General features: G+C 36.5%; 26 protein-coding genes and 1 riboswitch. Of the genes, 17 read left to right on the top strand and 9 right to left on the bottom strand.

All coding sequences use genetic code 11. The features are described from left to right. The first annotated feature begins 97 nt into the window (after positions 1-97). The 5 genes from GFU89_RS17865 to serS all read left to right on the top strand — a co-directional run bounded on the left by GFU89_RS17865 (position 98) and on the right by serS (position 6,347). Positions 98-1,231: a glycosyltransferase gene (locus tag GFU89_RS17865; protein ID WP_318848428.1), complete on the top strand. Its 1,134-nt coding sequence runs from the start codon at positions 98-100 to the stop codon at positions 1,229-1,231. A 5-nt stretch (positions 1,232-1,236) separates the two neighbouring features. Beyond that, positions 1,237-2,490, top strand: coding sequence for an oligosaccharide flippase family protein (locus GFU89_RS17860; RefSeq protein ID WP_318848427.1), 1,254 nt, complete (start codon positions 1,237-1,239; stop codon positions 2,488-2,490). Between the two features lie 66 nt (positions 2,491-2,556). Continuing rightward, positions 2,557-4,455, top strand: coding sequence for an asparagine synthase (glutamine-hydrolyzing) (asnB, locus tag GFU89_RS17855; protein WP_318848426.1), 1,899 nt, complete (start codon positions 2,557-2,559; stop codon positions 4,453-4,455). Between the two features lie 38 nt (positions 4,456-4,493). Next, complete coding sequence (locus GFU89_RS17850) at positions 4,494-5,012, top strand: hypothetical protein (protein WP_318848425.1); 519 nt, start codon at positions 4,494-4,496, stop codon at positions 5,010-5,012. A gap of 66 nt (positions 5,013-5,078) precedes the next feature. Further along, the gene (serS, locus tag GFU89_RS17845) at positions 5,079-6,347 is read left to right on the top strand and encodes a serine--tRNA ligase (RefSeq protein ID WP_223601371.1); all 1,269 of its coding nucleotides are present in this window, start codon (positions 5,079-5,081) and stop codon (positions 6,345-6,347) included. 57 nt (positions 6,348-6,404) lie between these two features. Here serS and GFU89_RS17840 read toward each other — a convergent pair whose 3' ends face one another. The 9 genes from GFU89_RS17840 to GFU89_RS17800 form a co-directional block, all read right to left on the bottom strand. Continuing rightward, the gene (locus GFU89_RS17840) at positions 6,405-7,148 is read right to left on the bottom strand and encodes a hypothetical protein (protein WP_318848424.1); all 744 of its coding nucleotides are present in this window, start codon (positions 7,146-7,148) and stop codon (positions 6,405-6,407) included. 18 nt (positions 7,149-7,166) lie between these two features. Further along, positions 7,167-7,892: a sulfite exporter TauE/SafE family protein gene (locus GFU89_RS17835; RefSeq protein WP_318848423.1), complete on the bottom strand. Its 726-nt coding sequence runs from the start codon at positions 7,890-7,892 to the stop codon at positions 7,167-7,169. After that, entirely contained in the window at positions 7,883-8,335 is a 453-nt protein-coding gene (locus GFU89_RS17830) for a FixH family protein (protein WP_318848422.1), read from the bottom strand. The genes GFU89_RS17835 and GFU89_RS17830 overlap by 10 nt, the downstream gene beginning before the upstream one ends. 10 nt (positions 8,336-8,345) lie before the next feature. Then, positions 8,346-9,800 (bottom strand): cytochrome c oxidase accessory protein CcoG, encoded by a 1,455-nt coding sequence (gene ccoG / locus GFU89_RS17825; RefSeq protein WP_318848421.1) that lies wholly within the window; start codon positions 9,798-9,800, stop codon positions 8,346-8,348. Positions 9,801-9,894: 94 nt separating this feature from the next. After that, entirely contained in the window at positions 9,895-10,776 is an 882-nt protein-coding gene (locus GFU89_RS17820; protein WP_318848420.1) for a cbb3-type cytochrome c oxidase N-terminal domain-containing protein, read from the bottom strand. A 10-nt stretch (positions 10,777-10,786) separates the two neighbouring features. Further along, the gene (locus GFU89_RS17815; protein WP_077419481.1) at positions 10,787-10,987 is read right to left on the bottom strand and encodes a cbb3-type cytochrome oxidase subunit 3; all 201 of its coding nucleotides are present in this window, start codon (positions 10,985-10,987) and stop codon (positions 10,787-10,789) included. Positions 10,988-11,009: 22 nt separating this feature from the next. Then, positions 11,010-13,271, bottom strand: a complete 2,262-nt coding sequence (gene ccoN / locus GFU89_RS17810) for a cytochrome-c oxidase, cbb3-type subunit I (protein ID WP_318848419.1) — start codon at positions 13,269-13,271, stop codon at positions 11,010-11,012. Between the two features lie 21 nt (positions 13,272-13,292). Then, a complete protein-coding gene (gene ccoS / locus GFU89_RS17805) occupies positions 13,293-13,505 on the bottom strand; it encodes a cbb3-type cytochrome oxidase assembly protein CcoS (RefSeq protein WP_318848418.1) in 213 nt (70 codons plus the stop codon). A gap of 109 nt (positions 13,506-13,614) precedes the next feature. Next, positions 13,615-15,993, bottom strand: a complete 2,379-nt coding sequence (locus tag GFU89_RS17800; RefSeq protein WP_318848417.1) for a heavy metal translocating P-type ATPase — start codon at positions 15,991-15,993, stop codon at positions 13,615-13,617. A gap of 88 nt (positions 15,994-16,081) precedes the next feature. Between GFU89_RS17800 and GFU89_RS17795 the strand changes: the two genes are divergently transcribed. The 12 genes from GFU89_RS17795 to thiH all read left to right on the top strand — a co-directional run bounded on the left by GFU89_RS17795 (position 16,082) and on the right by thiH (position 25,671). Beyond that, the gene (locus GFU89_RS17795) at positions 16,082-16,795 is read left to right on the top strand and encodes a Crp/Fnr family transcriptional regulator (RefSeq protein ID WP_318848416.1); all 714 of its coding nucleotides are present in this window, start codon (positions 16,082-16,084) and stop codon (positions 16,793-16,795) included. A 61-nt stretch (positions 16,796-16,856) separates the two neighbouring features. Then, positions 16,857-17,672 carry a 3-methyl-2-oxobutanoate hydroxymethyltransferase gene (gene panB / locus GFU89_RS17790; RefSeq protein ID WP_103232094.1) on the top strand — a complete coding sequence of 272 codons (816 nt, stop codon included), beginning with the start codon at positions 16,857-16,859 and terminating at the stop codon, positions 17,670-17,672. A 3-nt stretch (positions 17,673-17,675) separates the two neighbouring features. Continuing rightward, positions 17,676-17,996 (top strand): hypothetical protein, encoded by a 321-nt coding sequence (locus GFU89_RS17785; protein WP_318848415.1) that lies wholly within the window; start codon positions 17,676-17,678, stop codon positions 17,994-17,996. Positions 17,997-18,007: 11 nt separating this feature from the next. Continuing rightward, complete coding sequence (locus GFU89_RS17780) at positions 18,008-18,685, top strand: RluA family pseudouridine synthase (RefSeq protein WP_413228604.1); 678 nt, start codon at positions 18,008-18,010, stop codon at positions 18,683-18,685. 21 nt (positions 18,686-18,706) lie between these two features. Further along, positions 18,707-19,549 (top strand): hypothetical protein, encoded by an 843-nt coding sequence (locus GFU89_RS17775; RefSeq protein WP_318848414.1) that lies wholly within the window; start codon positions 18,707-18,709, stop codon positions 19,547-19,549. A gap of 106 nt (positions 19,550-19,655) precedes the next feature. After that, a riboswitch (TPP riboswitch) is annotated at positions 19,656-19,752 on the top strand. Between the two features lie 58 nt (positions 19,753-19,810). Further along, positions 19,811-20,017 (top strand): sulfur carrier protein ThiS, encoded by a 207-nt coding sequence (thiS, locus tag GFU89_RS17770; RefSeq protein ID WP_318848413.1) that lies wholly within the window; start codon positions 19,811-19,813, stop codon positions 20,015-20,017. A gap of 24 nt (positions 20,018-20,041) precedes the next feature. After that, positions 20,042-21,853, top strand: coding sequence for a phosphomethylpyrimidine synthase ThiC (gene thiC, locus GFU89_RS17765; RefSeq protein ID WP_318848412.1), 1,812 nt, complete (start codon positions 20,042-20,044; stop codon positions 21,851-21,853). Beyond that, on the top strand, positions 21,850-22,437 hold the full coding sequence (locus GFU89_RS17760; RefSeq protein ID WP_318848411.1) for a thiamine phosphate synthase: 588 nt from the start codon (positions 21,850-21,852) through the stop codon (positions 22,435-22,437). Before thiC ends, GFU89_RS17760 begins: the two co-directional genes overlap by 4 nt. Then, complete coding sequence (locus GFU89_RS17755) at positions 22,413-23,153, top strand: hydroxymethylpyrimidine/phosphomethylpyrimidine kinase (protein WP_318848410.1); 741 nt, start codon at positions 22,413-22,415, stop codon at positions 23,151-23,153. Before GFU89_RS17760 ends, GFU89_RS17755 begins: the two co-directional genes overlap by 25 nt. Positions 23,154-23,155: 2 nt before the next feature. Beyond that, complete coding sequence (locus tag GFU89_RS17750) at positions 23,156-23,770, top strand: thiamine phosphate synthase (RefSeq protein WP_318848409.1); 615 nt, start codon at positions 23,156-23,158, stop codon at positions 23,768-23,770. Then, entirely contained in the window at positions 23,767-24,543 is a 777-nt protein-coding gene (locus GFU89_RS17745; RefSeq protein WP_318848408.1) for a thiazole synthase, read from the top strand. Before GFU89_RS17750 ends, GFU89_RS17745 begins: the two co-directional genes overlap by 4 nt. Before the next feature lie 9 nt (positions 24,544-24,552). Then, the gene (gene thiH / locus GFU89_RS17740) at positions 24,553-25,671 is read left to right on the top strand and encodes a 2-iminoacetate synthase ThiH (RefSeq protein ID WP_318848407.1); all 1,119 of its coding nucleotides are present in this window, start codon (positions 24,553-24,555) and stop codon (positions 25,669-25,671) included. Positions 25,672-25,717: the final 46 nt, after the last annotated feature.

Here is a 25,717-nt window from a genome sequence, read left to right as displayed (position 1 = left end):
ACGCTATTAAGCTTATACAGCTGAATAATCATAAAGTGAGAACCTGTTTCTCACTTTTTTGTTTTAATGTATATTTGCATAGATTCGAGTATGATTAATGCCTAAAGTACTTTTTTTAACGACATCCCACAGCTATAATGATGACCGTATTTTTTACCATCAGGCAAAGGCTCTTAGAGATAATGGGTATGAAGTAAAAATATGCAGTTTATATGCAGAGTATAAAGGAGTTATTGACGGAATTGAAATAGAATCTTACGCCGTTCTGGAAGAAAGTATAGAAAAGAAAATGGAGACCTTTCGTAAGGTTTGTGATAATTTTCAACCCCAGACTATTATCTGCTCCGAACCTCTGGCAGTAGTGGCTTCAAAGAAATTTGTAAAAGAGCATAATGCAAGCTGTATCTATGATGTTACAGAGTGGTATCCTTCCATGTCAATGCTTGAAGGGTATGGTTTTCTGGCTGCAATTTTTCAGGCCGTTAAATTTTCTCTTATCCAGTGGTATGCAGGATTTTTAAGTACCCATTTTATTTTTGGTGAAACTACCAAAAAGTTTCCTTTAGCGTATTTTTTTGGTTTCAAAAAGCAAATGATTCTTCCTTATTATCCGGATTCTGTTTACATCAATAAAAGTATCAAAAAACTTAATTCTGATACCATAACCCTTTGTTATACAGGTCAGATTTCTAAAGATAAAGGAATTGATAATTTCTTTAAAGCTGTAGATCTTCTCCGTCAAAAAGTTCCCGCAATCCATATTAAAATCCTGATTATCGGATCAACAGTACAGGAAAGTGATGACCTCTATTTTTCGGCATTATTGAAAAAATATTCTTTTGATGATATCGAAATCAGAAAACCTACTGCTTTTGAACGGTTTACAGAAGCATTGGCAGATGCAGATATCTGTTTTGACCTGCGGGAAATCAATTTTGAAAACAATCACTCACTGCCGATCAAATTGTTTTACTTTATGGGGGTAGGAAAGCCTGTCATTTATTCAAATCTGAAGGGAATCCGAAAGCATATGGGTACACTTTCATTTGGCAGTCTGGTAGATCCGCAGAATGCAGAATCCATTTCAGAACTAATTCTCAATTATAGAAGAAACCCGGAGCTGTATCAGTTGCATGCTCTTAATGCCAGGAAAGAATTTGAAGAAAAATACAATTGGGGAACGATAAAAAATTCCTTTGTTGATTTTGTGAAAAGATCTATTGATAAATAATCGCTATGCAGCTTACTATTATTAAAACTTTTATCTCACGTTTTCTTATTCTGATCCTGAGTTTCGGGTTGGTGATCTATTCTACGAATATGTGGGGAAGTGAAGGAAAGGGAACTATCTCTATTGTAGTAGCTAATGCTGCTGCTGTGAGTTTTTTCAGCAGTATCTTTTCAGGAAGCAGTGCTTCTTATTTTGCTTCCAGGTTTAAAATAGAAAAAGTTTTATTATTTGCCTACTTGTGGTCTCTTCTGACCGGGCTTTTAATCCCGTTTTTATTCAGTCTGGCTTCTATTCAAAGTGAGTACCTTTTGTATCTTATTGGGATCTCTATTTTTTCTTCATTGTTATCCACAAATATTAGTTTGTTTATTGGAAAACAGGATATTAGGAAGTTTAATGTTTATACTGTTTTACAACAGCTTATACATATCATATTTATCGGAATATTGGTATATCTGTTTGGAAAGAAAGATGTTTCAGTATACTTTCTGGCACAAATTGGGTGTCTTGCACTTCTTTTCCTGACCAGTTTTTTTCAAATCATTAAAAAATGTAATATTTCCGAAATATCATTCTGTAAAGATGTTGCCAGAAATATGTTTGAATATGGCTGGAAAACCCAGCTGAGCGCTTTTGTCCAGTTTCTGAACTATAGACTTTCCTTTTATTTTTTAGAATATTTTGAAGGCATTGCCAGCGTAGGAATCTTTTCGATCGGGGTCACTTTTTCCGAAGCCATATGGACGATTACCCGCAGTATTGCTGTAGTCTTATACTCAGATGTAGTCAATAGTAAAAGCAGGGAAGAATCTGTAGAGAAAACCAAAGATTCTTTAAAACTGACCTTCATTTTGATGATAGGTTTTGTACTGGGAATCATTATCATTCCGTCACAGGTCTATGAAATGATTTTCGGAAAAGAATTCAGAAATACTAAAGAAATCATGCTCCTTTTATCTCCCGGAATTTTTGCCATTGCAGTAAGTGATATGGTAGGGCATTACTTTTCAGGAATGAGAGAACTAAAAATTCTCAATGTAAAATCAATAGTTGGATTGGTTGTTACAGTCGTTTTTTCTTTCATCGCAATACCCAGATGGGGAATTTTGGGGGCTTGTCTTGCAACCACATCGTCATATTTGGTTTCAGCGTTTCTGCTGTTCCGGAAATTTTATAGTTCTACCACATTCAGTTTGAAAGATTATATGATTTCAAAAGAGGAAATTCAGCTTTTAAAAGAAAAATTTCTGAAAAAATAATTTATTCTGTTCAGGTACAGAAAACAAAGTCATTTTCCTATTTTTACAAATCTATTAAGTCATCTTATGTGCGGAATCAGCGGTTATTATTCATTTCATAAAAGTATTTCCTCTACAAATATTCTGGAAATGAATCAGGCGGTCAAACATCGCGGACCGGATGATGAAGGGCTCTGGCTGTATGATGCTGGCCAGGGAATTTCTTTTTCAGGAAAGGATTCTACCCCCAAAATTAAAGAACAGTTTCCGGTTTTACAGGATAGAAGTTCTGAAATTGCTTTGGGCTTCCGCAGATTATCCATTATTGATTTATCTGAAAAAGGACATCAGCCCATGCTTTCGGAGAATGAGCAAATTATTATCACCTTTAACGGAGAGATTTATAATTTTAAAAAATTAAGAAAAGAACTTGAGTCTTTAGGACATTTCTTGCATAGCAATTCTGATACTGAAGTTATTCTCAAAGCTTATCAGGAGTGGGGAAACTCAGCTTTTGCTAAGTTGGATGGAATGTTTGCTATCTGTATTGTTGATCTCTCCAGTCAAAAACTTATACTGGCAAGAGATAGAGTAGGAATGAAGCCTCTTTTTTATCATCAGAGTAAAGACGGATTAGTTTGGGGCTCAGAAATAAAAGCATTGCTAAAAAATGAATTTGTAAAACCTGAAATCAATTGGAATGGCGTGTACACCAATTTTCTTTTTCAGACTACGTTGGCTTCGCAAACCTGCTTTCAGAATATTTTATCGCTGGAACCAGCTTCTTTTATGACTATTGATTTAAAAGATCAGAAAATTACCAAAGAGAAATTCTGGACACTGCCTTCTCCTTCTACGAAAAATATTTCGGAAGAAGAAGCTGTAAGAAAAATAGATGAGCTGCTTTCTGAAAGTATAGCAGAACAATTATATGCAGATGTTCCTGTAGCCGTGATGATGAGCGGAGGAATAGATTCTACCTTAATCGCTTCAAAATCAAAACCTTTTAACCCTAATATCAACACATACACCATATCTTATCCATTTTCTGAAGAAGAAGTGAAAAATGCCTCTCTGGCTGCCAGACATTTTGGAGTGTCGCATGAGATAAAGGAGGTGAGCGATGAAGAAGCACTGGAGCAGCTTAAGGAAAACATCCAGCATTTTGAAGAACCTTACAGCAGCTTTGAAGTCTTGATCAATGCGGCAAAATACGCACATGATAAAAATTTTAAAGTGGTATTAAGTGGAAATGGTGCGGATGAGCTTTTCGGCGGTTATTCCCATACTCTGAAGCTGAATAGATGGCTGCTGATGAGAAATTTTAATTTTGTAAGACCTTTTATTTTTACGAAAGATAAATTTTCGCAACGGGTAAAAAATTATTTCTCTCAGGATAATATGTTTGATTTTTTCAGACAGAGCCAGATCAGCATGATGCCTCTTGAAGCTAAAGCTCTCATACAACCGGATATTTACAGTAAAATTGATTCAAAGCTTTCAAAATACCATGCTTCGGAAGCAAAAAGCTATTCCGGATATTTTGAATATGATATGAAATATTCGCTGTCATCCCATCATGTTTTCCGTGATGACCTGAGTGCGATGAAATATAGCGTGGAATTTCGTTACCCTTACCTGAGTAACAGTCTGATCAATTATGTAGCTTCTTTGCCTGAGAATATTAGATTTAATGGAATTAAGAATAAGCCGTTGCTGCGTAAAACCGCTGAAAAATATCTTCCGGAAGAAGTTTTGAATATGCCTAAAAAAGGATTTTCCTTTCCGGTTCATTACTTTATTAAAAACGAAAAAAAAGTAAGAGATTTTATTGTTGAAAATCTTGAAAGTTTAAAGAAAAGAAATTTTTTCAATGCCGCAGTGATAGATGGGTGGTGGAATCACCAGGAACATGAATATGATTGGGTGAAAATATGGCAGCTGGTTACTTTTGAACTGTGGTATCAGAAATATTTTGAAAAATAAAGAAGCAGCCTAAAGATTAATATTTTACCTTTGTAGTTATGATGAAATATTTTTGGGGCATACTTGTTGCGGTTTTTGCACTTGTAAGTTGTAAAAGTGATGACGATTCTTTGCAGAGAATAGATCAGTTACTTAATATCTATGTGAAAAGCAGTACTGGACAGGATCTTCTGAACAGTAAAAAGACAGGATCTTATACTGGATTTTCGGTAAATGATATGTTTGGAACCAAAGATATTTCTCCGGTAAGTTTTTCGTTAAGAATGACAACGGATTCTTTATTCTATATGGAGTATCTGGCAGGAGCAAAAAGAAGAAGGCTGGATTCTATAAGTCCTGATAATCCAGGAACAGGAAATTCCTATTATTCCAGAATGAGAATTACGTATACAAAAAGTACTAATGTAAGTGATAATGTGATTGATACTTTGGAAATTCAGTATCGTAATACACCAACGGTATTCCAGGTTTCAAAAGTTTTGTATAACAAAGTTCCAGTATTTTCAAAAGATGCTGACACACCAACTTCGATAAATACCGTTACTATCACAAAATAATTTTTAAATTTGTACAACTGTTTGCTTATTATGAGCTAAACATCTAATATTTAACATCTAAATAAAATGTTACAAGTCAATTTTTTGCGCGACAATAAAGAACGCGTTTTAGAAGGTCTTAAGAAAAGACAATTCAAAAATCTTGAGTTGGTAGACGAGGCTATCGCTGCCGACGACGAAAGAAAAAGAATCCAGTTTGAACTAGATTCCCAGCTATCCGAAATCAACAAAATTTCGAAAGAAATCGGGCTTTTGATGAAAGAAGGGAAAAAAGAAGAAGCGGAATCTGCAAAATCTAAAACAGCACAATACAAAGAGTCGAGCTCAGAATTGAAATCCCAGTTAGAAGTTAAGGAAAATGACTTACTGAATATTTTGTACCAGCTTCCGAACATTCCAAACGAATTGGTAAAGAGCGGAGCTTCTGCTGATGATAACGAAATGATTTTTCAGTCTCATCCGGTAGAAGGTCTTGGTGAAGGAGCTATTCCTCACTGGGAACTGGCTAAAAAATATAACCTTATCGATTTTGAACTAGGAGTGAAAATTGCTGGGGCAGGTTTTCCTGTTTACTTAGGAAAAGGAGCCAGATTACAGAGAGCTTTGGTTCAGTATTTCTTAGATAAAAACGTAGAAAAAGGATATACAGAAGTGAATCCTCCTCACGTTGTGAATGAAGCATCTGGATTTGGAACCGGACAGCTGCCTGATAAAGAAGGACAGATGTATTATATCAACGAAGATAAACTATATCTGATTCCTACAGCAGAAGTTCCGGTAACGAACCTTTACCGTGATGTATTGCTTGAAGAGAAAGATCTTCCAATCAAGAATACAGCATTTTCTCAGTGTTACAGAAGAGAAGCGGGAAGCTATGGTGCCCACGTAAGAGGGTTGAACCGTCTTCACCAGTTTGAAAAAGTAGAAATCGTAAGAATTGAAAAGCCTGAAAACTCTTATGCTGTTTTGGAAGAAATGGTAGAGCATATCAAAGAAATTCTTACAGATCTTGAGCTTCCATTCAGAGTATTAAGACTTTGTGGTGGTGATACTGGTTTTGCATCTGCTATGACTTATGATTTTGAAGTATGGAGTGCGGCTCAGGAAATGTGGCTGGAAGTTAGCTCTGTGTCTAACTTTGAAACGTTCCAGGCTAACAGATTGAAGTGTCGTTACAAAGGAGATGGTAAATCTCAATTGGTTCACACCCTGAACGGATCTGCAATGGCATTACCAAGAATTATGGCTGCCTTGCTAGAGAACAATCAGACAGCAGAAGGAATTAAACTTCCTAAGAAAATTGCAGAATATGCAAGATTTGAAGTAATTAACTAAATTAATCAGTTAATTTATTATATAATAAAAACCCACCGGATTTCGGTGGGTTTTGTTTTATTCTGTAATGATGATTATTTTTTTATCAGCATTTTTGAGTTTTGTATCCTTATCATACATGGCTTTCAGATCATATTCTATTCTCACCGAATGGTCATCAACTTGTTTCAGCCAGTCATGTTTACCTGTGATTGACTTTATTTTATTTTCAAATTTTAGTGTTGTTCCTATATTTTTGAAAAACATCATCATCATTCCTTCCATTTGTTGAGTTTCCTCTTTTGAACCTTTAGATTGAAGAACTTCTTCAATATTTTTAACATTGAAAAGATCTGTATTAATAGTTAATGTTTTTCCATCCCAGGTATTTAGTAAGTTTTGATCAAAAGGCAGCTTTTCGTCTTTATTAAAATTTTTAATTAATTCATAATCATTTGGCGTGATATGGTCCATTTTGAAGGAATAGCCAATAGGAACAGGTTTATTATCTTCTTTTACAGATTTCAAAAAAAACTTTTTCAGGATTTTAATAGTATCCTGATTTTCAGTTTTCAGTTTTCCTTCTTTTTTTAACATATCATACATGCTCGTCCAGATTGTTGGAAATCTGTCCATATCCTTGAACTTATCTTCTTGTAATGAATCTGGTGTCATAGCCTGCATCTCAGCCATAAATTCTCTGGTATCAATATCAGTAATTATAGATGAAGCTGCATCTTTATGGTAGATTAATTCAGTATTAATATTGCAGGATTGCAATGTAAAAAGACTTATCAGAAATAAGACAATGGTTTTCTTCATGGTTGATTTAAATACAAATTAATGGCAGTTAACGGCCCCGTTTGGATCTTTAGAGATTGTCATCGCTTCCGCTTTTGGGGAAACATAAGGAATTCCCAACTCAAGACCTCTTAGAATGAATAATCCTCCTAAAATGATCATAATTACAGGAACGGCTTTCAAAACCTTTACCCTGAAAGCCTGATTCATGAGGTTTCCGGCTAAAACGATAGCAAACATGAACGGAAGGGTTCCAAGACCAAATAAAGCCATATATAACGCTCCCTGCCATATTCCTCCGCCTGCAAGACTTGCCGTAAGAGCCATGTAAACCATTCCGCATGGTAAAAAGCCATTAAGAAGACCTGTTGTAAATCTGGAACGGTAATCTGCTTTTTGAAGCAACTTTCCCAAGTTCATTTTTACACTGTATAAAAACTTGGAAAGAAATGGAATTTTTGAAGCAAAATCTTTTCCTCCAAATGAAAACACAGCCATAATAATCAGAAGAGCTCCTGCCGCAATGGTCAGATATTTCTGAAAGCCGGCCATTTCAAATCCTTGTCCTATAATTCCGAGGAGAGCACCCAATAAAGAATAGGTGAATATTCTTCCGAATTGATAAGTAAGGTTCTGAAGATAGAAGTTGGCAGCCTGTTTTTTGGTCAATCCCATCGACAAGGCAATAGGACCGCACATTCCGATACAGTGAAAACCGGAAGCAAAGCCTAACGCAATAGCCGATACAATAAGTCCTATTTCCATATCACATCATAATCCATTCTGTAGTCTGTTTTATTTGTTGTCCAACTCAGTCTTAGTGTATAGTTACCCATTTTCAATACCTGTGAAGGGATTATGAAAGACTGGCTGGCATCAAGCTGTACAGATTTTTTGATATCTAAATTCTGGTCGTCGGTTCTGTTTAAAACAAATTTTACCGTAGTATTTGAGCTATTATAATCTTTTGGAAAAGTAATTTTAATTCCCTTAGGATCCTGGCTGTATACAGGTTTTTCTGGTAATTCATCTGCCTTTTTCTTTGCATCAATGACATCCTGATACTTCAACTCCTCTTCATAATAATTATCTGTTACCATTTCAGAGTTCTTCTGTCCGTTTGGAAAAAGAAATAACATTGATAATATAAAAACTATGAATGCAAATAATGCAATTACAACACCGTGTCCCCAACTAAAGTTCTTCATTTTTTTCTAATTAAAATTGCAGTTTAAATGGCCCTTCAAAATAAGTCTGATATGAATCAATCAGTTTTCCTTTCATATCATAAACGCCAATTGTAATATTCTGTTTGGATAGTTTCATTTCATCTTCCGGGAAACTGATATTAATAGTCCCTTTAGAGATTTTATCCCGGTCTACCTGAATTTTACTGGATGCACTGTAAGTGATTTCACCATGTACCGGATCGATTACTTTGATGGTAACGATTTTTTTCTCGTTTGTTTTATTAAGGAAAGTATAATTATAAGTATTGGTAATTTTACCCTCTTTTACAAAGAATGTACTCCCTGCCGGTTTAATGAATTTAGCCTCCATTTCACCACGGCTGTAGAGAAGATATCCTAAGAACCCTACAAGAAGGAATAAGAATACGGTAAATCCTTTCATTCTTCCTGTAAACTTAAACTGAGTTTCTTTTTCAATTTCGTTTTCAGAAGCATATCGGATCAATCCTTTCGGAAGACCTACTTTTTCCATTACTTCATCACAGGCATCAATACAGGCTGTACAGTTGATACATTCCAATTGCTGCCCGTCTCTGATGTCAATTCCCGTAGGACATACCACTACACACTGATGGCAGTCGATACAATCTCCTTTGCCAGCAGCTTTACGGTCTTCACCTTTTCTCCATTTTGATCTGTTTTCTCCTCTTTTGAAGTCATAGAAAACATTGATTGTATCTTTATCAATCAGTACCCCCTGAAGTCTTCCATAAGGACATACTAATGTACAAACCTGCTCCCTGAACCATGCAAAAACAAAGTAGAATGCAGCAGCAAGAAGAATCATTACAATAAAATTGGTAGGATGTGCAAATGGCCCTTCACCAACAATCTTAAATACCTCTTCATATCCTACGATATACATAAACATAAAGTGGGTAATGACCAATGAAATAATGACATAAATAGTCCATTTTAAACTTCTCTTCCAGATCTTCTCAGTATTCCACTCCTGTCTGTCCAGCTTCATCTGCCTGTTTCGGTCACCTTCAATCAGATATTCTATTTTACGGAAGATCGATTCCATAAAAATTGTCTGAGGGCAAATCCACCCGCAGAAAATTCTTCCGAACGCAATCGTAAAAACAATAATAAAGATCAAAGATGCGATAGCACCTAAAGTGAGGATAAAAAAGTCTTGTGGATAGAAAGGCTGTCCAAAGATGAAAAATTCTCTGTCTATGACATTGAACAATAATAATGGATTACCATTGATTTTGATGAATGGTAAAGAAAAATAAATAATTAATAATAGATAGCTTACAATGTTTCTATAGTTGGTGTATTTCCCTTTAGGTTTTCTGGGGAATACCCATCTTCTCTTTCCGGATTGCTCCATTGTCCCTATAGAATCTCTGTAAGTTTCAGGGTCCAGAACCTGTCCCTGTCCACCGCGTACTTCTATTTCTTCTATGTCTGACATATGTAATAGGTTTTAAAAAAGAAAAAACATAATTCGTTACTATTTTAATCTAATAACAAATTATGTTTTTTTCATATGTTTCTAATTTTTTAAATTATTCTTTTTCCCAATGTGCTTCAGTTCCTTGAGGAGCTGCTCCTCCTTGAGCCTGAGTCACTGGTGGTTGCTCTTGATTGATGTGATATACATACGCTGCAATCTTTTCAATCTCTGCACCTGAAACTTCTCCGTTTTTACCAAATGCTCTCATCGCAGGGTTAGTAGGAGAACCATTCCAGTCCATATGGAATACATTTTTAAATAATGTCTTTTCTGGCTGGTTGATCCAGTAGTTATCAGTAAGGTTTGGTCCAATACCTCCACTACCGTCTTCTTTGTGACAAGATGCACAGTTTGTTTTGAATAATTCTTTACCTTCTGCAATATTATCAGCAGAGTATTTTGCTGTTTCTATTGTTACAGGAGGCTGAGTTTTTTGGTATTCTTCAATACTAGCTAACTGCTCTTTATATTCTTTTTCATATTCGCTTAACGGGTGAGCGAAGTCTGTGAATGAGTATGCAGCAATATATACAATACAAAAAGCGGTCCCAAAATAGAATAAACCTACCCACCATTTTGGTAACTGGTTATCCAGCTCCATGATGCCATCGAAACCGTGGTCGATAAGGATATCTTTTTCTTCAGTTTCAGATTGCTTCTTGAATGCAGCTAAATACATTCTTTTTAAGAAAGGTACTTTCTTTTCAGCTAAATAAGCAGCTTTTTCCTCTGGAGATAATTTCTTGAATTTGTTGTTTTCAATCAGATCTCCAATTGCGCCATGGATATAGGCAAGGATAGCAGCGATCACAACAGTTCCCCAGAAGTAAGGCGAAGCTAGGAACGCGTAGCTCTGTACAAATAAATAATAAAAAACTATTAAAAGTCCGATTATTATTAAGATGTTTATAACAACAGGTGTTCTTTGTTTCATAAAAAATAGTTTAATTTTTTAAATTAAAATCATCATCTTCTTCATCCCCAAGAGGAGCCTCTTCTTCTTCTTTGTAATATTTTTTAGGCCTGCTAAAAACATAAATTACCAAAGCAACGAAGAACAGCATAAAGAAAATCAGAGCCAGCGTCTGGTAGAAACCAGCGTTTTCTGTATTGGATAATATATCTTTAAAGTTCTGAGGAATCATAGTATGAGCCTTTTAATGTTTTTTAGTTATTACTTGCTGTTTTGATTTCAGTTGTTTTGATATCTGTTCCTAATCTCTGAAGATAAGAAATAAGAGCTACAATTTCTTTTTTCTCTAATTCTCCCTGAGGTCTCTTAGCATAATTTTCTTTTACGTCATTTGCTTCTGAGAAGATATCTTTTACAATTTTTGCCGATTGGTTGTTAGCCCATTTGTCTGCAGAATCGATTTGAGCCTTAGTATAAGGTACATCGAATACATTTTTCATCAGCTTCATTTTGTCTACCATCTTAGTTCTGTCTAAGTCAGTAGCAATTAACCAAGGGTAACGAGGCATGATAGAACCTGCAGAGGTAGATCTTGGGTTATACATGTGTTTGAAGTGCCAAGAACTTGGGTTTTTACCACCTTCTCTATGTAAATCCGGTCCTGTTCTTTTAGAACCCCATAAGAATGGTCTGTCGTATACGAATTCTCCAGCTTTGGAGTATTGTCCGTTTTTACCATTGAATCTTGTGATCTCATCTCTGAACGGTCTGATCATCTGAGAGTGACAAGCATTACATCCTTCACGGATATAAATATCTCTACCTTCAAGTTCAAGTGGTGAATATGGTTTTACCGCTGAAATCGTAGGTACACTTTTCTTAAGAGATAGTGTAGGAATGATTTCAATTGAACTACCAATAGATATTGTGATGAAAGATAAAATACCTAATAATACCGGAGTTCTTTCCAGCCAAAGGTGAGTACCTTCTCCTTCTTTTCTGTTCTTACTGATGTTTGCCAATGCAGGTGCTTCAGCTGGAACTTCTTTCTGGAACGATCCTTTTCTTACCGTAGCAATTACGTTTACGATCATTAGGATAGATCCTGAGATGTAGAATAAACCTCCTACGAATCTCATTTTGAAGTAAGGGATAATAGCCGTTACAGTATCCAACCAGTTTTTCCATAATAATGTTCCGTCTGGGTTGAATTGCTTCCACATTAATCCTTGCGTGAATCCTGAAATATACATTGGTACTGCATAGAAAATGATTCCTAAAGTACCTAACCAGAAATGCCAGTTAGCTAATTTTACAGACCAAATTTTTGTTCTCCACATAATTGGTACCAAATAATAGATAACCCCGAATGCCATGAAACCATTCCATCCAAGAGCTCCTAAGTGTACGTGACCGATAACCCAGTCTGTAAAGTGACCAATTTTGTTGATGTTTTTAGTTGCTAAAAGCGGTCCTTCAAAAGTTGCCATACCATAACAAGTAACAGCTACTACGAAGAACTTAAGGATAGGATTTTCTCTTACTTTATCCCAAGCTCCTCTTAAGGTAAGAAGACCATTTAACATTCCTCCCCAAGATGGTGCAATAAGCATGATAGAGAACCCTGTTCCTACCGCCTGAGCCCAAGCTGGAAGAGCTGTATACTGAAGGTGGTGAGGACCAGCCCAGATATATACGAAAATTAATGACCAGAAGTGAATAATAGACAGTTTATAAGAGAATACCGGTCTGTCTGCAGCCTTCGGAAGGAAGTAATACATTAAACCTAGAACCGGAGTCGTCAATACGAATGCAACCGCATTATGTCCATACCACCACTGTACAATAGCATCTTTTACCCCTGCATATGCTGAATAAGATTTCCAGCCTGTGAAAGATAAAGGTACTTCAAGGTTGTTGAAGATGTGAAGCATTGCTACCGCAATCCATGTACCAATGTAGAACCAGATGGCTACATAAAGGTGTCTCACTCTTCTCTTTGAAATAGTCAGGAACATATTGATACCAAAAATGATCCATGAGAATGCGATCAATATGTCGATCGGCCACTCGTGTTCAGCATATTCCTTAGAGGTGTTGATCCCCATAAAGAATGTAACGAACGTAGCAACGATCATAAACTGCCAAGTCCAGAAATGTAACCAAGACAAGGTGTCACTGTACATTCTTGTTTTTAATAATCTCTGTAATGAGTAATAAATACCCGTGTAAACGATGTTACAAACGAATGCAAAGATTACGGTGTTGGTGTGCAGCATTCTGATTCTACCAAAACCAAATGCACCATGAGTGTTTATCAACCCTTGAATATTTCCTGATGCCAAACTTTTGATGGTTGTGTCATCTGTCCCGAAAAAGAATTCAGGTAATTCAGGGTAGAAAAGCATTAATGCCGCCGTAAGCCCGAACGTAAACCCTATAAGACCGAAAACTAAGGTCGCATAAAGGAACGCACGGACAATACTATTGTCATAACTAAACTTCTGTGTTTCCATATCAACTATTCACTATTTTTCTCAATTTTTATTATTTTCTCCTATTTCTTTCTCGTCTTTATTTTTGTTGCCTGCTTCATCATTTTCTTTGACTTTTTCATCATCAAAAAGGATTCTGACAGCCGGAGATTCATCATCTTCAAACTGTCCTTTTCGGGCATACACTATAAATACGACCAAGAAAATCGCAGCTAAAGAAACACTGCAGAGGATCATTAAATATAGAATATCCATTGGACAACAAAATTAACCTATTTTCGGGGTTCAAATTTAGTGAAAAATAATGACTTTCATCACGAAAAGACGATTTCAGCTAATTTAAAATCAGTCTAAATAAGGGCTTTTAAGCCCGCTTTTTGAAATATTTCCGACCTAAAATCCATGTTGAAAGTGTAGTAAAGGTAACCACAGTGATCGAACTGATTGGCATGATGATTGCAGCGAAGAGCGGATGCATATGGCCTGTAACAGCGTAACTTAAACCAACAATATTGTACAGAAAACTGATTATAAATGTCATTTTCACAATGGTGATAGACCCCTTGCAAACGTTCAGGTAATTGTCTAGTGTAACCACTTTATCACCGTTCATAATCACATCAGAGGATGGTGTAAAACTGTTGGTATCATCAGCAATTGCAATTCCTACATTGCTTTGTTTTAAAGCTCCGGCATCATTGAGACCATCTCCAAGCATCGCTACTTTCATGTGCTGATCCTGAAGGTTTTTAATATAATTCAGTTTGTCTTCCGGACTCTGATTAAAGGCCATTCCTTTGTAATTTGGGATAAGCTCCTTAAGTTGATTTTCTTCTGAAGAATTATCTCCACTCAGGATAAATATTTTGTAGTGGGTTAATTTTGTGAAAAGTTCTCTCAGTTTCGGACGGTACTCATTCTTAAAGATGAATTTGCCTAAATATTGGCCGTTTTTACTAATGTGAACTGCCGTTTCAAGATTTTTAGGTTCCTGATCGTTATAACGGGCAGAGCCGATTTTATACTGGTTTCCCCTTACGCTTGCTTCATATCCTTTTCCTGAAATTTCAACAAAATTCTCTACTGGGAAATAATCATCATTTACTTCGATGAATTCATACAATGATTTTGAAAGCGGGTGGTTGGAGTTTTTTAATAACGTTTTAATATTCAGAGAATCAAATTCGTTGATCTCTGAACCTTCATATTTAATGTTTGATTTTTTTCTGTGGGTAATGGTTCCGGTTTTATCAAAGACAATGGTGTCAAGCTTCGCGATTTTTTCAATCGTTAAAGTATCTTTTACATAAAACTTATTTCGGCCTAAAATCCTCATAATGTGTCCGAAAGTGAACGGTGCAGAAAGAGCAAGTGCACAAGGACATGCGATAATCAGGATCGCAGAAATTACCTGGAACATAATATTTAAATCAATAAAATACCAATAAGTTCCAGCGACTAAAGCGATACCTAAAATAATGAATGTGAAATATTTGCTGACGTTGTTTGTTAACGTATCAAGTCCTGTTTCGTGTTTTTTAAATGCTTCTTTATTCCAAAGCTGAGTTAAATAACTTTGATCTACGTTTTTAATCACCTCAAGCTCTAAAGAAGATCCAACCTGTTTTCCTCCTGCGAAAATTTTATCTCCGGGTTGTTTGCTGATACTTTCGCTTTCTCCGGTAATAAAACTGTTGTCAATATTTCCTTCTCCGTTGATCAAAATTCCATCAACGGGGATGATTTCCTGATTTCTAACTAGAATTCTATCGCCAACTTTTATTTCAGACAGTAAAATATTATCCTGTTTTCCTTCAAAATCAACTTTTGTTACGGCAATCGGATAGAAAGATTTGTAATCTCTGTCATATGAAAGAGCACTGTATGTTCTTTTTTGGAAAATTTTCCCGAGAAGCATGAAGAATAAAAGTCCACAAAGGGTATCGAAATATCCTGGACCATAATCTGTTACAACTTCATAAATACTTCTTCCATATAGTACGAAAATTCCTAAGACAATCGGAACATCAATGTTGACAATCTTATTTTTTAAACCGTACCATGCGGATTTATAATAGTCTGAAGCTGAGTAGAATACAACGGGTGTTGCCAACAGGAATATCAAGGTTCTGAATAAGCCTTTATAATGCTCCATCCAATAATCTTCACCTCCAATATATTCAGGGAAGGCAAGGAACATTCCGTTACCAAAAGCAAAGGCAGCAATGGCAAATTTTACCAATAAAGATTTGTCGAGATGATCTTCATTTTTATCAGCAGTTTCAAGACTGATGACGGGTTTATACCCCAGGTTGGTTAAAAATTTAGCGAGTTCGCTTAATTTCAGATCGTTATGATTGAATGAGATCTGTAAGGTCTTTCTAGTGAAGTTTACCTGAGAATATTTGATGTGCTTATGTAAAGTATGAAGACTTTCCAATAGCCAGATACACGAAGAACAGTGAATTACAGGGATCTTGAATGTAACAAGACTGGTGTTGCCTTCAGAGAAATCAGTGACTTTTTCAAAAATTTCCGGTGTGTCCAGGTAATCAAATTGGGTAGAATTTTCATCATTCGGACGAATTCCTGCCCCTTTATTAAGCTCATAAAAATTGCTTAAATTATTTAAATTTAGAATTTCGTAAACAGACTTACATCCATTACAACAGAAAGTCTTTTCATCAAATAAAATTCTCTCTTTTTCTATCCCTTGACCACAATGAAAACAGTTCTCGCTCACCCCATAAAATATTGAACTACAAAATTATAACAAATTTTTTTGTTTATCGCGTTAAAAAGTTCTATTTTTGTGATAAATATCATATAAAATGCCGCAGGAACAACAGATAGCAATTGAAGAGAGGTTCGCCAGAGTTTTTAATGATAAATCATTTAAAGAAAGACTTTCTAGCGCAGATTTTGAAAAATACATTAATGGCAAAAAGAAACTGAGTTTTCAGAAACACGATACCATTTTCGAGGATGGTGAAACTCCAAGAGGAGTTTTTGTTTTGGAAAAAGGTGCTGCCAAACTTTCGAAATCAGGAGCGTTCGGGAAAGACCAAATTTTAAGATTTATCAAAGAAGGGGATATCATCGGCTATCGTTCTTTGCTTTGCGGGGAAAATTTCCAGGCCAAAGCAGAAGCTATGACAGATATTGAGTGTGTTTTTTTGCCAGCAGATATTTTCATGTATCTTCTGGAAGTAGACCCACAGCTGTCTTTCGTAATGCTTCAAAAAATCTCATACGAATTAGGAGAATCTTCAAATACCATTACTTTCCTTGCCCAGAAAACGGTAAGAGAAAGACTGGCAGAAATACTGCTGCTTTTGGAACAGAAGCTGGGAGTAGATCCTGAAGGTTTTATTAAGATCTCATTGACAAGGGAAGAAATTGCCAATATCATTGGTACCGCTACAGAAAGTGCCATCCGTCTGATCTCAGAATTTAAACAGGATAGCCTGATTGAAGTGGACGGAAGAAATATCAAGATCTTAAATCACGACAAACTCATGAAACTCGGTCACGTAGTTTTATAAATCATACAAAAACTTAAGTCGGCCGAAGGCCGACTTTTTAACTTTTAAAAATAGATAAATTATGTCTGTTCACTCTGAAATTAAAAAAGTTACGACTGAAACCTTGCGTAAAATGAAATTCGACAAGGAAAAAATAACAATGCTTACGGCCTATGATTTTACCACAGCAAAGATGGTAGATGCAGGTGGAGTAGATGCTATTTTGATTGGAGACTCTGCAGCGAATGTAATGGCTGGTTTTGAAACTACATTACCTATTACGCTGGATCAAATGATCTATCATGCGCAAAGTGTGGTAAGAGGAACCGACAGAGCTTTGGTGGTAGCAGATTTACCTTTCGGAACTTATCAGAGTAATCCTGAAAAAGCATTGGAATCTGCGGTAAGGATGATGAAGGAAGGTGGAGCGCATGCTGTGAAAATTGAAGGCGGAAAAGAAATTTCCAAGTCTATCAAAAAAATCATCAATGCCGGAATTCCGGTAATGGGACATTTGGGATTAACACCACAGTCTATTTATAAATTCGGAACGTATAAAGTAAGAGCTAAAGAAGAAGCAGAAGCTGAAAAACTGATCGCTGATGCACAACTTTTAGAAGAATTAGGTTGTTTTTCTGTTGTATTGGAAAAAATACCTGCAGAATTAGCAAAAAAGGTTACAGAAAGCATTTCTATTCCTACTATCGGAATCGGTGCCGGAGCAGATTGTGACGGACAGGTTTTGGTATATCATGATATGGTAGGAATGAACAAAGGTTTTAGTCCGAAATTCCTAAGAAGATATCTTGACCTTTACACAGAAATTACAGGAGCTGTAGCTCAATATGTAAAAGATGTGAAGAGTGTAGAGTTTCCAAACGAAAACGAAAGCTATTAATCCATGCAGAATCAACAACAATCTATCCAAGGAATATTATCTATCGCAGCACTGATTTGTCTTGCTGTAGGATGGTTTAATTTATTTTCCCCGGAAATCAATCACTTACTTTCAAGAAAGGTTTTCTATGTTTTGATAGGAGCCAGCTTTTTTATTCAGGCTCCGCTGCTTAGCAACAAAAATTTTGTCTATGCAATGTATGCTGCCGCTGTAATTTGTGTATTAGGTGCATTTATACCGGAAGGATCAAAACTTTCAGCCGTAAAGACTGTTGGTCTTCTGGCGGGGATTATTCTTTCACTGTCCAATAGAAACAGAAGATAGAACGACACATTATGAAGGAGCAGATTATATATGAAGACAATCATCTTCTGGTGGTCAATAAAAAGGTAGGTCAACTTGTACAGGGGGACAAAACCGGAGACGAATCACTATTAGAAACTATCAAGAATTTTATAAAAATAAGAGATGCTAAGCCGGGAAATGTTTTTCTCGGCTTGGTTCATCGTATAGACCGTCCTACTTCTGGGTTGGTGATCTATGCAAAAACTTCCAAAGCACTTTCCCGTCTTACGCAGATGGTCAAAAACCGGGAGATAAAAAAAACGTATTGGGCCGTTGTAGGGAAAGAAATGATTCCACAAAGGCAGAGATTGGTACATTATTTAATGAAAAATGAAAAAAATAATAAAGCCATTGTTTTTCCAAAAGCTACTGAAGGTGCAAAAGAAGCGATTCTGACCTATAATGTAATCAAAACTCTGGATAATTATCAGCTTCTTGAAATTGATCTTGAAACAGGAAGACACCATCAGATCAGAGCACAATTATCCAAAACAGGAGTTCCAATCAAAGGAGACCTGAAATACGGAGCGCCACGCTCCAATCCGGATGGAGGAATCAATCTTCATGCTAGAAAACTGGAATTTATTCATCCGGTAACGAAAGAAAACATTGAAATCATAGCTCCCGTACCGCAAAATGATGCAATCTGGAGAGCTTGTGAAGAATAAGTATATCACAAAAACTATAACATGAAATTCAAATCACTTTTATTAACCACATTGCTGGTTATGGCATCTTGTTCAGACAATGATGAAATGCCAGTTGATAATTCACAACAGATGATTACTGAAAATACAAGTAAAATAGCATGGAATTATCCTTTTTTGTCGCCTGTCTTTAATGGATTGGAACAAAATTATATGTTCGAATATGATGCTCAGGGAAGAATTAGTAAAAAAGTAGGAGGAATTTTGAAGTTGACAGGAGCTTCGGGGGCTCCGGACCGATTTACAAATCTGATCTATACTAAAATATCTTATACAGGAAATACAGCTGTTGTAGGAAATTATAGCTCAGATCCATCATTTAATGTTCAATTGAATGAAAGGAAACTTGAGTTTGATAATCAAGGCAGAGTTATTAAAGTAGTTATTCCACAGGTTAATAATTCATATATGGATAAGTATTTGACCTATACTTATGACACTTCAGGAAAGTTAATTGAAATTTTAACTCAATATCCTAATGTTCCATACGATCCGACTGATCCACAAGATTATATTTTGACATACTTAGAAAAGTTTATCTATAATAATTCAGGAAATTTAGAAAAGGCAACTAAAACTGAAAAGCATAATAATATTGATGCTTACATTACGAATGAAATTACATTTGATAACTTTGATTCTGCACAAAATCCATTTAAGAACTTAGGTGTTTTTGAAGATTATTTCTACTTTTCATTATCAAAAAATAATCCTCAAAGAAGAATTTCGAAAGAGTATAAACCTTATAGCTCCGAATTTTTTCTGAACCAATCAAATTGGACTAATCAATATAATTCTGATGGAAGCCTGAAGCTTTTTTACTAACGAACTATTTAAAATAAAAGTGAAGACTGTCTCAAAATCGAGATGGTCTTTTTTCATTCCAAGCAAAAATCAATTTTGCTTATTTCAAAATAATGTCTAACTTCGTCCCAAACTTTAGGGGTGTCTGTTATGAACAGACTGAGACTTTACCCTTTGAACCTGATCTGGATTATACCAGCGTAGGGAAAAGTAGATGACTTTTGCTGTACATTCTATTGTACAATGATAGCCATTCCTAAAGTATATTTTAAATTATTAGGAATGGAACTTATAATCAACCACACCCGAAAAACATTTGATGTACTTCCTGCAAACCTGGAAGCATTATTGGCTATTGAGCTGCCTGGAAAAAAGAAAGGCATTGCTGTAGCCCTCAACAACCGTATTATTCCGCTGTCAGTCTGGGCAGAAACACTCCTTAATAACAACGATTCAGTTTTAATCATTACTGCCACTCAAGGCGGTTAATTCTCATATTTAATACCAATACTTATGGCTCACTCCATTACATGTTCGCCATTTCCGAACTCAAAGAAAATCTATGTTGAGGGAACAATACACCCTATCAATGTAGCAATGCGTGAAATACAGCTTAGCCCGACCAAATTGACCAATGGCGGCTTTGAACATAATGCTCCGGTAACCATTTATGACACTTCAGGTCCTTATACGGATGAAAATGCAGTCATTGATATCCAGAAAGGGCTTCCAAGAATCAGAGAGCAATGGATTCTGGACAGAAATGATGTGAATATCCTGGACGGGATTACCTCTGAATACGGAAAAGCTCGTTTAGCAGATCCGCGTTTGGATGAACTGCGGTTTTCTTATGATCATAAACCTAAAGTTGCACAAGAAGGAAAAGAATTGACCCAGCTTTACTATGCAAAGCAGGGAATCATCACTCCGGAAATGGAATATATAGCGATTAGGGAAAATCAAAGAATAGAACAGCTTGAATCTGTATCAAAAGAAATGGCTTTCCAACATCCGGGACACAGCTTTGGAGCGAACACTCCGAAAAGTAAGATTACTCCGGAATTTGTAAGAGACGAAATAGCAGCAGGAAGAGCAATTATCCCCAATAACATTAACCACCCGGAAAGTGAACCGATGATTATCGGAAGAAATTTCCTTGTGAAAATTAATGCCAATATTGGAAACAGTGCTGTTTCATCCAGTATTGATGAAGAAGTAGAAAAAGCGGTATGGGCCTGCCGATGGGGAGCCGACACCATTATGGATCTTTCAACCGGAAAAAATATTCACGAAACAAGAGAATGGATCATCAGAAACAGCCCGGTTCCAATTGGTACTGTTCCCATCTATCAGGCATTGGAAAAGGTAAAAGGAGTTCCAGAAGATCTGACTTGGGAAATTTTTAAAGATACCCTGATTGAACAGGCAGAACAAGGTGTTTCTTATTTTACGATCCATGCCGGAGTTTTATTAAGATATATTCATTTGACAGCCAACAGAGTAACCGGAATTGTATCCAGAGGAGGATCTATTATGGCTAAATGGTGTTTGTTTCATCATCAGGAAAGTTTCTTATATACTCATTTTGAGGAGATCTGTGAGATCATGAAGAAGTACGATGTTGCATTCTCTCTTGGAGATGGTCTTCGTCCAGGATCTATTGCAGATGCCAATGATGCCGCTCAGTTTGCAGAACTGGAAACTTTAGGTGAACTGACAAAAATAGCATGGAAGCACAATGTACAGGTAATGATTGAAGGCCCTGGACACGTTCCGATGCATATGATTAAAGAAAACATGGAAAAGCAGCTGGAAGAATGCCATGAAGCTCCGTTCTATACCTTAGGTCCTTTGACTACCGATATTGCTCCGGGGTATGATCATATCACTTCCGGAATTGGGGCCGCCATGATCGGGTGGTTTGGCTGTGCAATGCTTTGTTATGTAACGCCGAAAGAGCATTTAGGGCTCCCGAATAGAGACGACGTAAAAGTAGGGGTAATTACTTATAAACTGGCAGCCCATGCGGCAGACCTGGCAAAAGGACATCCGGGGGCACAATACCGAGACAATGCATTAAGTAAAGCAAGATTTGAATTCAGATGGGAAGATCAGTTCAATCTTTCTTTGGATCCTGAGACGGCAAGAGCGTATCATGATGAAACACTTCCGGCGGAAGGAGCCAAAATAGCTCATTTCTGTTCTATGTGTGGACCAAAATTCTGTTCGATGAAAATTACTCAGGAAATCCGTGAATCTGCAGAAAAAGGGATGTTTGATAAGTCTCAGGAATTTATCGAAAAAGGAAAAGAAATTTATATATGATCCTCGTCATCACTCCTGAGCTGATGGTTCCAAACGAAACTAATATTATTAATCAGATGTTTCAGGAGGGGCTTGATTTGCTTCACATCCGTAAACCATGGATCAGTCGCAACGAAATGATTGAATTCATCACTCAGATTGATGAAGCTTTTTATCCAAAGCTGGTGCTGCATACTCATTTTGATCTTGGAAAAGAATATCATATTTCAAGACTTCATTTCAGAGAGGCTGATCGGGCGGAAGAGAGATGTAAATCTTTTGCCGAAGAAAATACAATGTCAACCTCAGTACATGATATCACAACCTACAATACATTGGAAAAAGAATGGGATTATGCTTTTATAAGCCCGTTCTTTCCAAGTATCTCTAAAAAAGGATATGGAATGGATTCTACTATTAAAGAAGAAATACAACAGCGGAATAATCCGAATGTAAAACTGATTGCTTTAGGAGGAATTCATCAGGATAATATTCAAGAAGTTTTTAAATCAGATGTAGATGGAGTTGCTTTGCTAGGCGTCATTTGGGAAAGTGAAGAACCTCTAAAAGTATTCAAAAAATGCAGGAACGTCCTTATGTCATAAGTGTTGCAGGCTTTGATCCAAGTGGTGGAGCAGGCTTGTTATCAGATAGTAAAACCTTTGAACAATCAAAAGTGATGGGACTGGGAGTGTGTACTGCATTGACATTGCAAACAGCTTCAGAATGTCTGAGTCTGGAATGGCGTCCATTGGATGAAGTGACTAAGGCGATTCAGGTGTTGATGGGAAATTATCCCGTTTCAGCAGTGAAAATCGGAATTGTAAAGGATGCCGAATTTCTGGCTAAAATTATAGAAACGGTAAAGACTGGTAATCCTGAAACAAAAATCGTGTGGGATCCGGTTTTGAAAAGTACTTCTGAATTTACCTTTTTTGATCTTGAAACACTTCCTCAATTGAAAGAGACTGTTAATAAACTCAGTTTAATAACTCCCAATTATAATGAATACAAAGTTTTAAAGGAAAATAATCTATTACCGGATACTGATAGATGTTCATTAATGATCAAAGGAGGGCATAGGAAAGACCTTTTGGGAACGGATGTTTTAGTTGAAAAGGAAAAAGAAATCCTTCTGCATCCACAAGATGATCATGAAATCTGTTTTCCTAAACATGGTTCTGGCTGTGTTTTATCTTCCGCCATTACAGCAGAACTAGCTAAAGGGAAAAATATGGAAACAGCCTGCAAACAGGGGAAATTATACATCGAAAAATTTTTAAAAAGCAATTCCTCTTTGTTGGGAACGCATTCATTATAAATATGGAAAAATTACAATACATATCACAAGGGAACACAATACAAGAACAGGAACTTCATATCCGAAAAGCCCTTGATAACGGAATCAAATGGGTACAGGTAAGATGGAAAAATGCTCCTGAAAATAAATTAATTAATCTTTGCGAAATATCAAAACAGCTTTGTACAGAATATCAGACGGTTTGTATCATCAATGACGATGTAAAGCTGGCTAAAGAAATAGATGCTGATGGAGTGCATTTGGGATTGAGTGACAGCTCTATAAACGAAGCCAGATTGATTTTAGGCGAAAATAAAATCATTGGGGGAACAGCCAATACTCTTTCAGATGTAATCCAGAGAATCAATGAATCTTGTGATTATATTGGTTTGGGACCACTGAGATTTACCACAACCAAAGAAAAATTAAGTCCCGTTCTTGGGTTTGAAGGGTATCAGGATATCATAAATAGATTAAAAGAACAATCAATTGACATTCCTAAAATATTTGCAATCGGGAGTGTTACTCTTGAAGATATTTTGCAGTTACAGAAGATCGGAATTTACGGTGTTGCTGTATCCGGGATTATTACAAAGCAGCCGACTATTATTAATGAATTAAAAAAAGTAATGATATGAACAACCAGAAATTAGAAATAGCAGGAAGAACATTTGAATCAAGACTGTTTTTAGGAACAGGAAAATTCGGAAGTCTCAGAGATATGGTACAGTCTGTCATCGCATCAGAAACCGATATGGTGACCATGGCACTAAAAAGAATTGATGCCCAATCCAGTGAAGATGATCTGCTTGATTCATTAAGAGAAACCAATGTTCATCTTTTGCCCAATACCTCCGGAGCGAGAACTGCTAAAGAAGCAGTGTTGGCTGCACAACTAGCCAGAGAAGCGCTGGAAACCAACTGGGTAAAACTGGAAATTCATCCGGACCCGAAATATTTATTACCAGATCCTATTGAAACGTTATACGCGACAGAAGAATTGGCCAAATTAGGATTTGTAGTAATGCCTTACATCCATGCTGATCCTGTATTGTGCAAACGTCTTGAAGATGCTGGAACAGCAGTAGTAATGCCTTTGGGAGCACCTATTGGAACCAATAAAGGATTAAGAACTCAGGACTTTCTGGAAATAATCATCAGCCAGAGTAATGTTCCCGTAGTGGTAGATGCAGGAATCGGGGCGCCATCAGATGCTGCAAAGGCTATGGAAATGGGAGCAGATGCTGTTTTGGTAAATACCGCCATTGCTGTTGCCAGAAATCCGCTTAATATGGCTGTGGCTTTTAAAGAAGGAGTTATTGCCGGAAGAAGAGCCTTTGAATCCGGGTTGGGAGCTATTGCGAACCATGCCGAAGCTTCAAGTCCGCTCACCTCGTTTTTATTTGAATAAACCGGAATCATGAAAAGCTTTAAAGATATTTTTGAAAACTATCAATGGGAAGAGATAAAAGATAAGCTTGAAAAAGTAAGTCTGTATGATGTAAGATCCAGTCTTCAGAAAAAGAATAAAACCCTTGATGATTTCCTGAATCTTTTGTCACCAGCCGCATCCCGGGAATTGGAACTGATGGCAGGAATGACACAGGCGCTTACCCAAAAACGATTCGGAAAAACCATTCAGCTCTATGCTCCGCTGTATCTCAGTAATGAATGCCAGAATATCTGTACCTATTGCGGATTTAGTCTTGATAACCAGTTAAAGAGAAAAACACTTTCTGATACGGAACTGATGATAGAAGCATCAGTACTGAAATCTATGGGTGTGAATCATGTATTGCTGGTAAGTGGTGAAGCCAATAAGATAGTAGGAGTTCCTTACTTTCAGAACGCTGTTCGTAAATTAAAACCTCATTTTTCCAATATTTCCATTGAAGTTCAGCCTTTAATGGAGGAAGAATACAAGCTGCTTCATGAAGAAGGAGTACACTCTGTGCTGGTATACCAGGAAACTTATCATCAGGATGTGTATAAGGAATACCATCCAAAAGGAAAGAAATCCAATTTTGATTTCCGTCTGGAGACACCTGATAGAATAGGAAAAGCTGGAATTCATAAAATCGGGCTTGGAGTTTTGCTGGGGCTTGAAGATTGGAGAGTTGACAGTTTTTTTAATGCTTTACACATTGATTATCTTCAGAAACAGTACTGGAAAAGTAAGTTTTCGGTTTCCTTTCCAAGGCTCAGACCGGCAGAAGGAATCATTGAACCCAATTTTATTATGGAAGACAAAGATCTGCTTCAACTCATTTGTGCTTACAGAATCTGGAATGAAGACCTTGAAATCTCCATTTCTACAAGGGAAAATGAAGTGTTCAGAAATAATATAGTATCTCTGGGGGCTACAGCCATGAGTGCAGGCTCAAAAACCAATCCGGGAGGTTATGCCGTAGATAAAGAATCTCTGGAACAGTTTGAAACCAGTGACGAACGAAGTATGGATGAGATCAGACTCATGATCAAAAAAGCAGGCTACGATCCCGTGATGAAAGATTGGGATTCCGTGTACAGTGGATTTTAAAATTTTTAAACATTAAGAATTTTGAAGAAGTTAAGTTGAATTAAGA

Origin of the sequence: Chryseobacterium sp. JV558 (genome assembly GCF_033712365.1) — a bacterium.
Lineage (GTDB): Bacteria > Bacteroidota > Bacteroidia > Flavobacteriales > Weeksellaceae > Chryseobacterium.
This window is presented reverse-complemented; position numbering and strand designations above follow the sequence as displayed.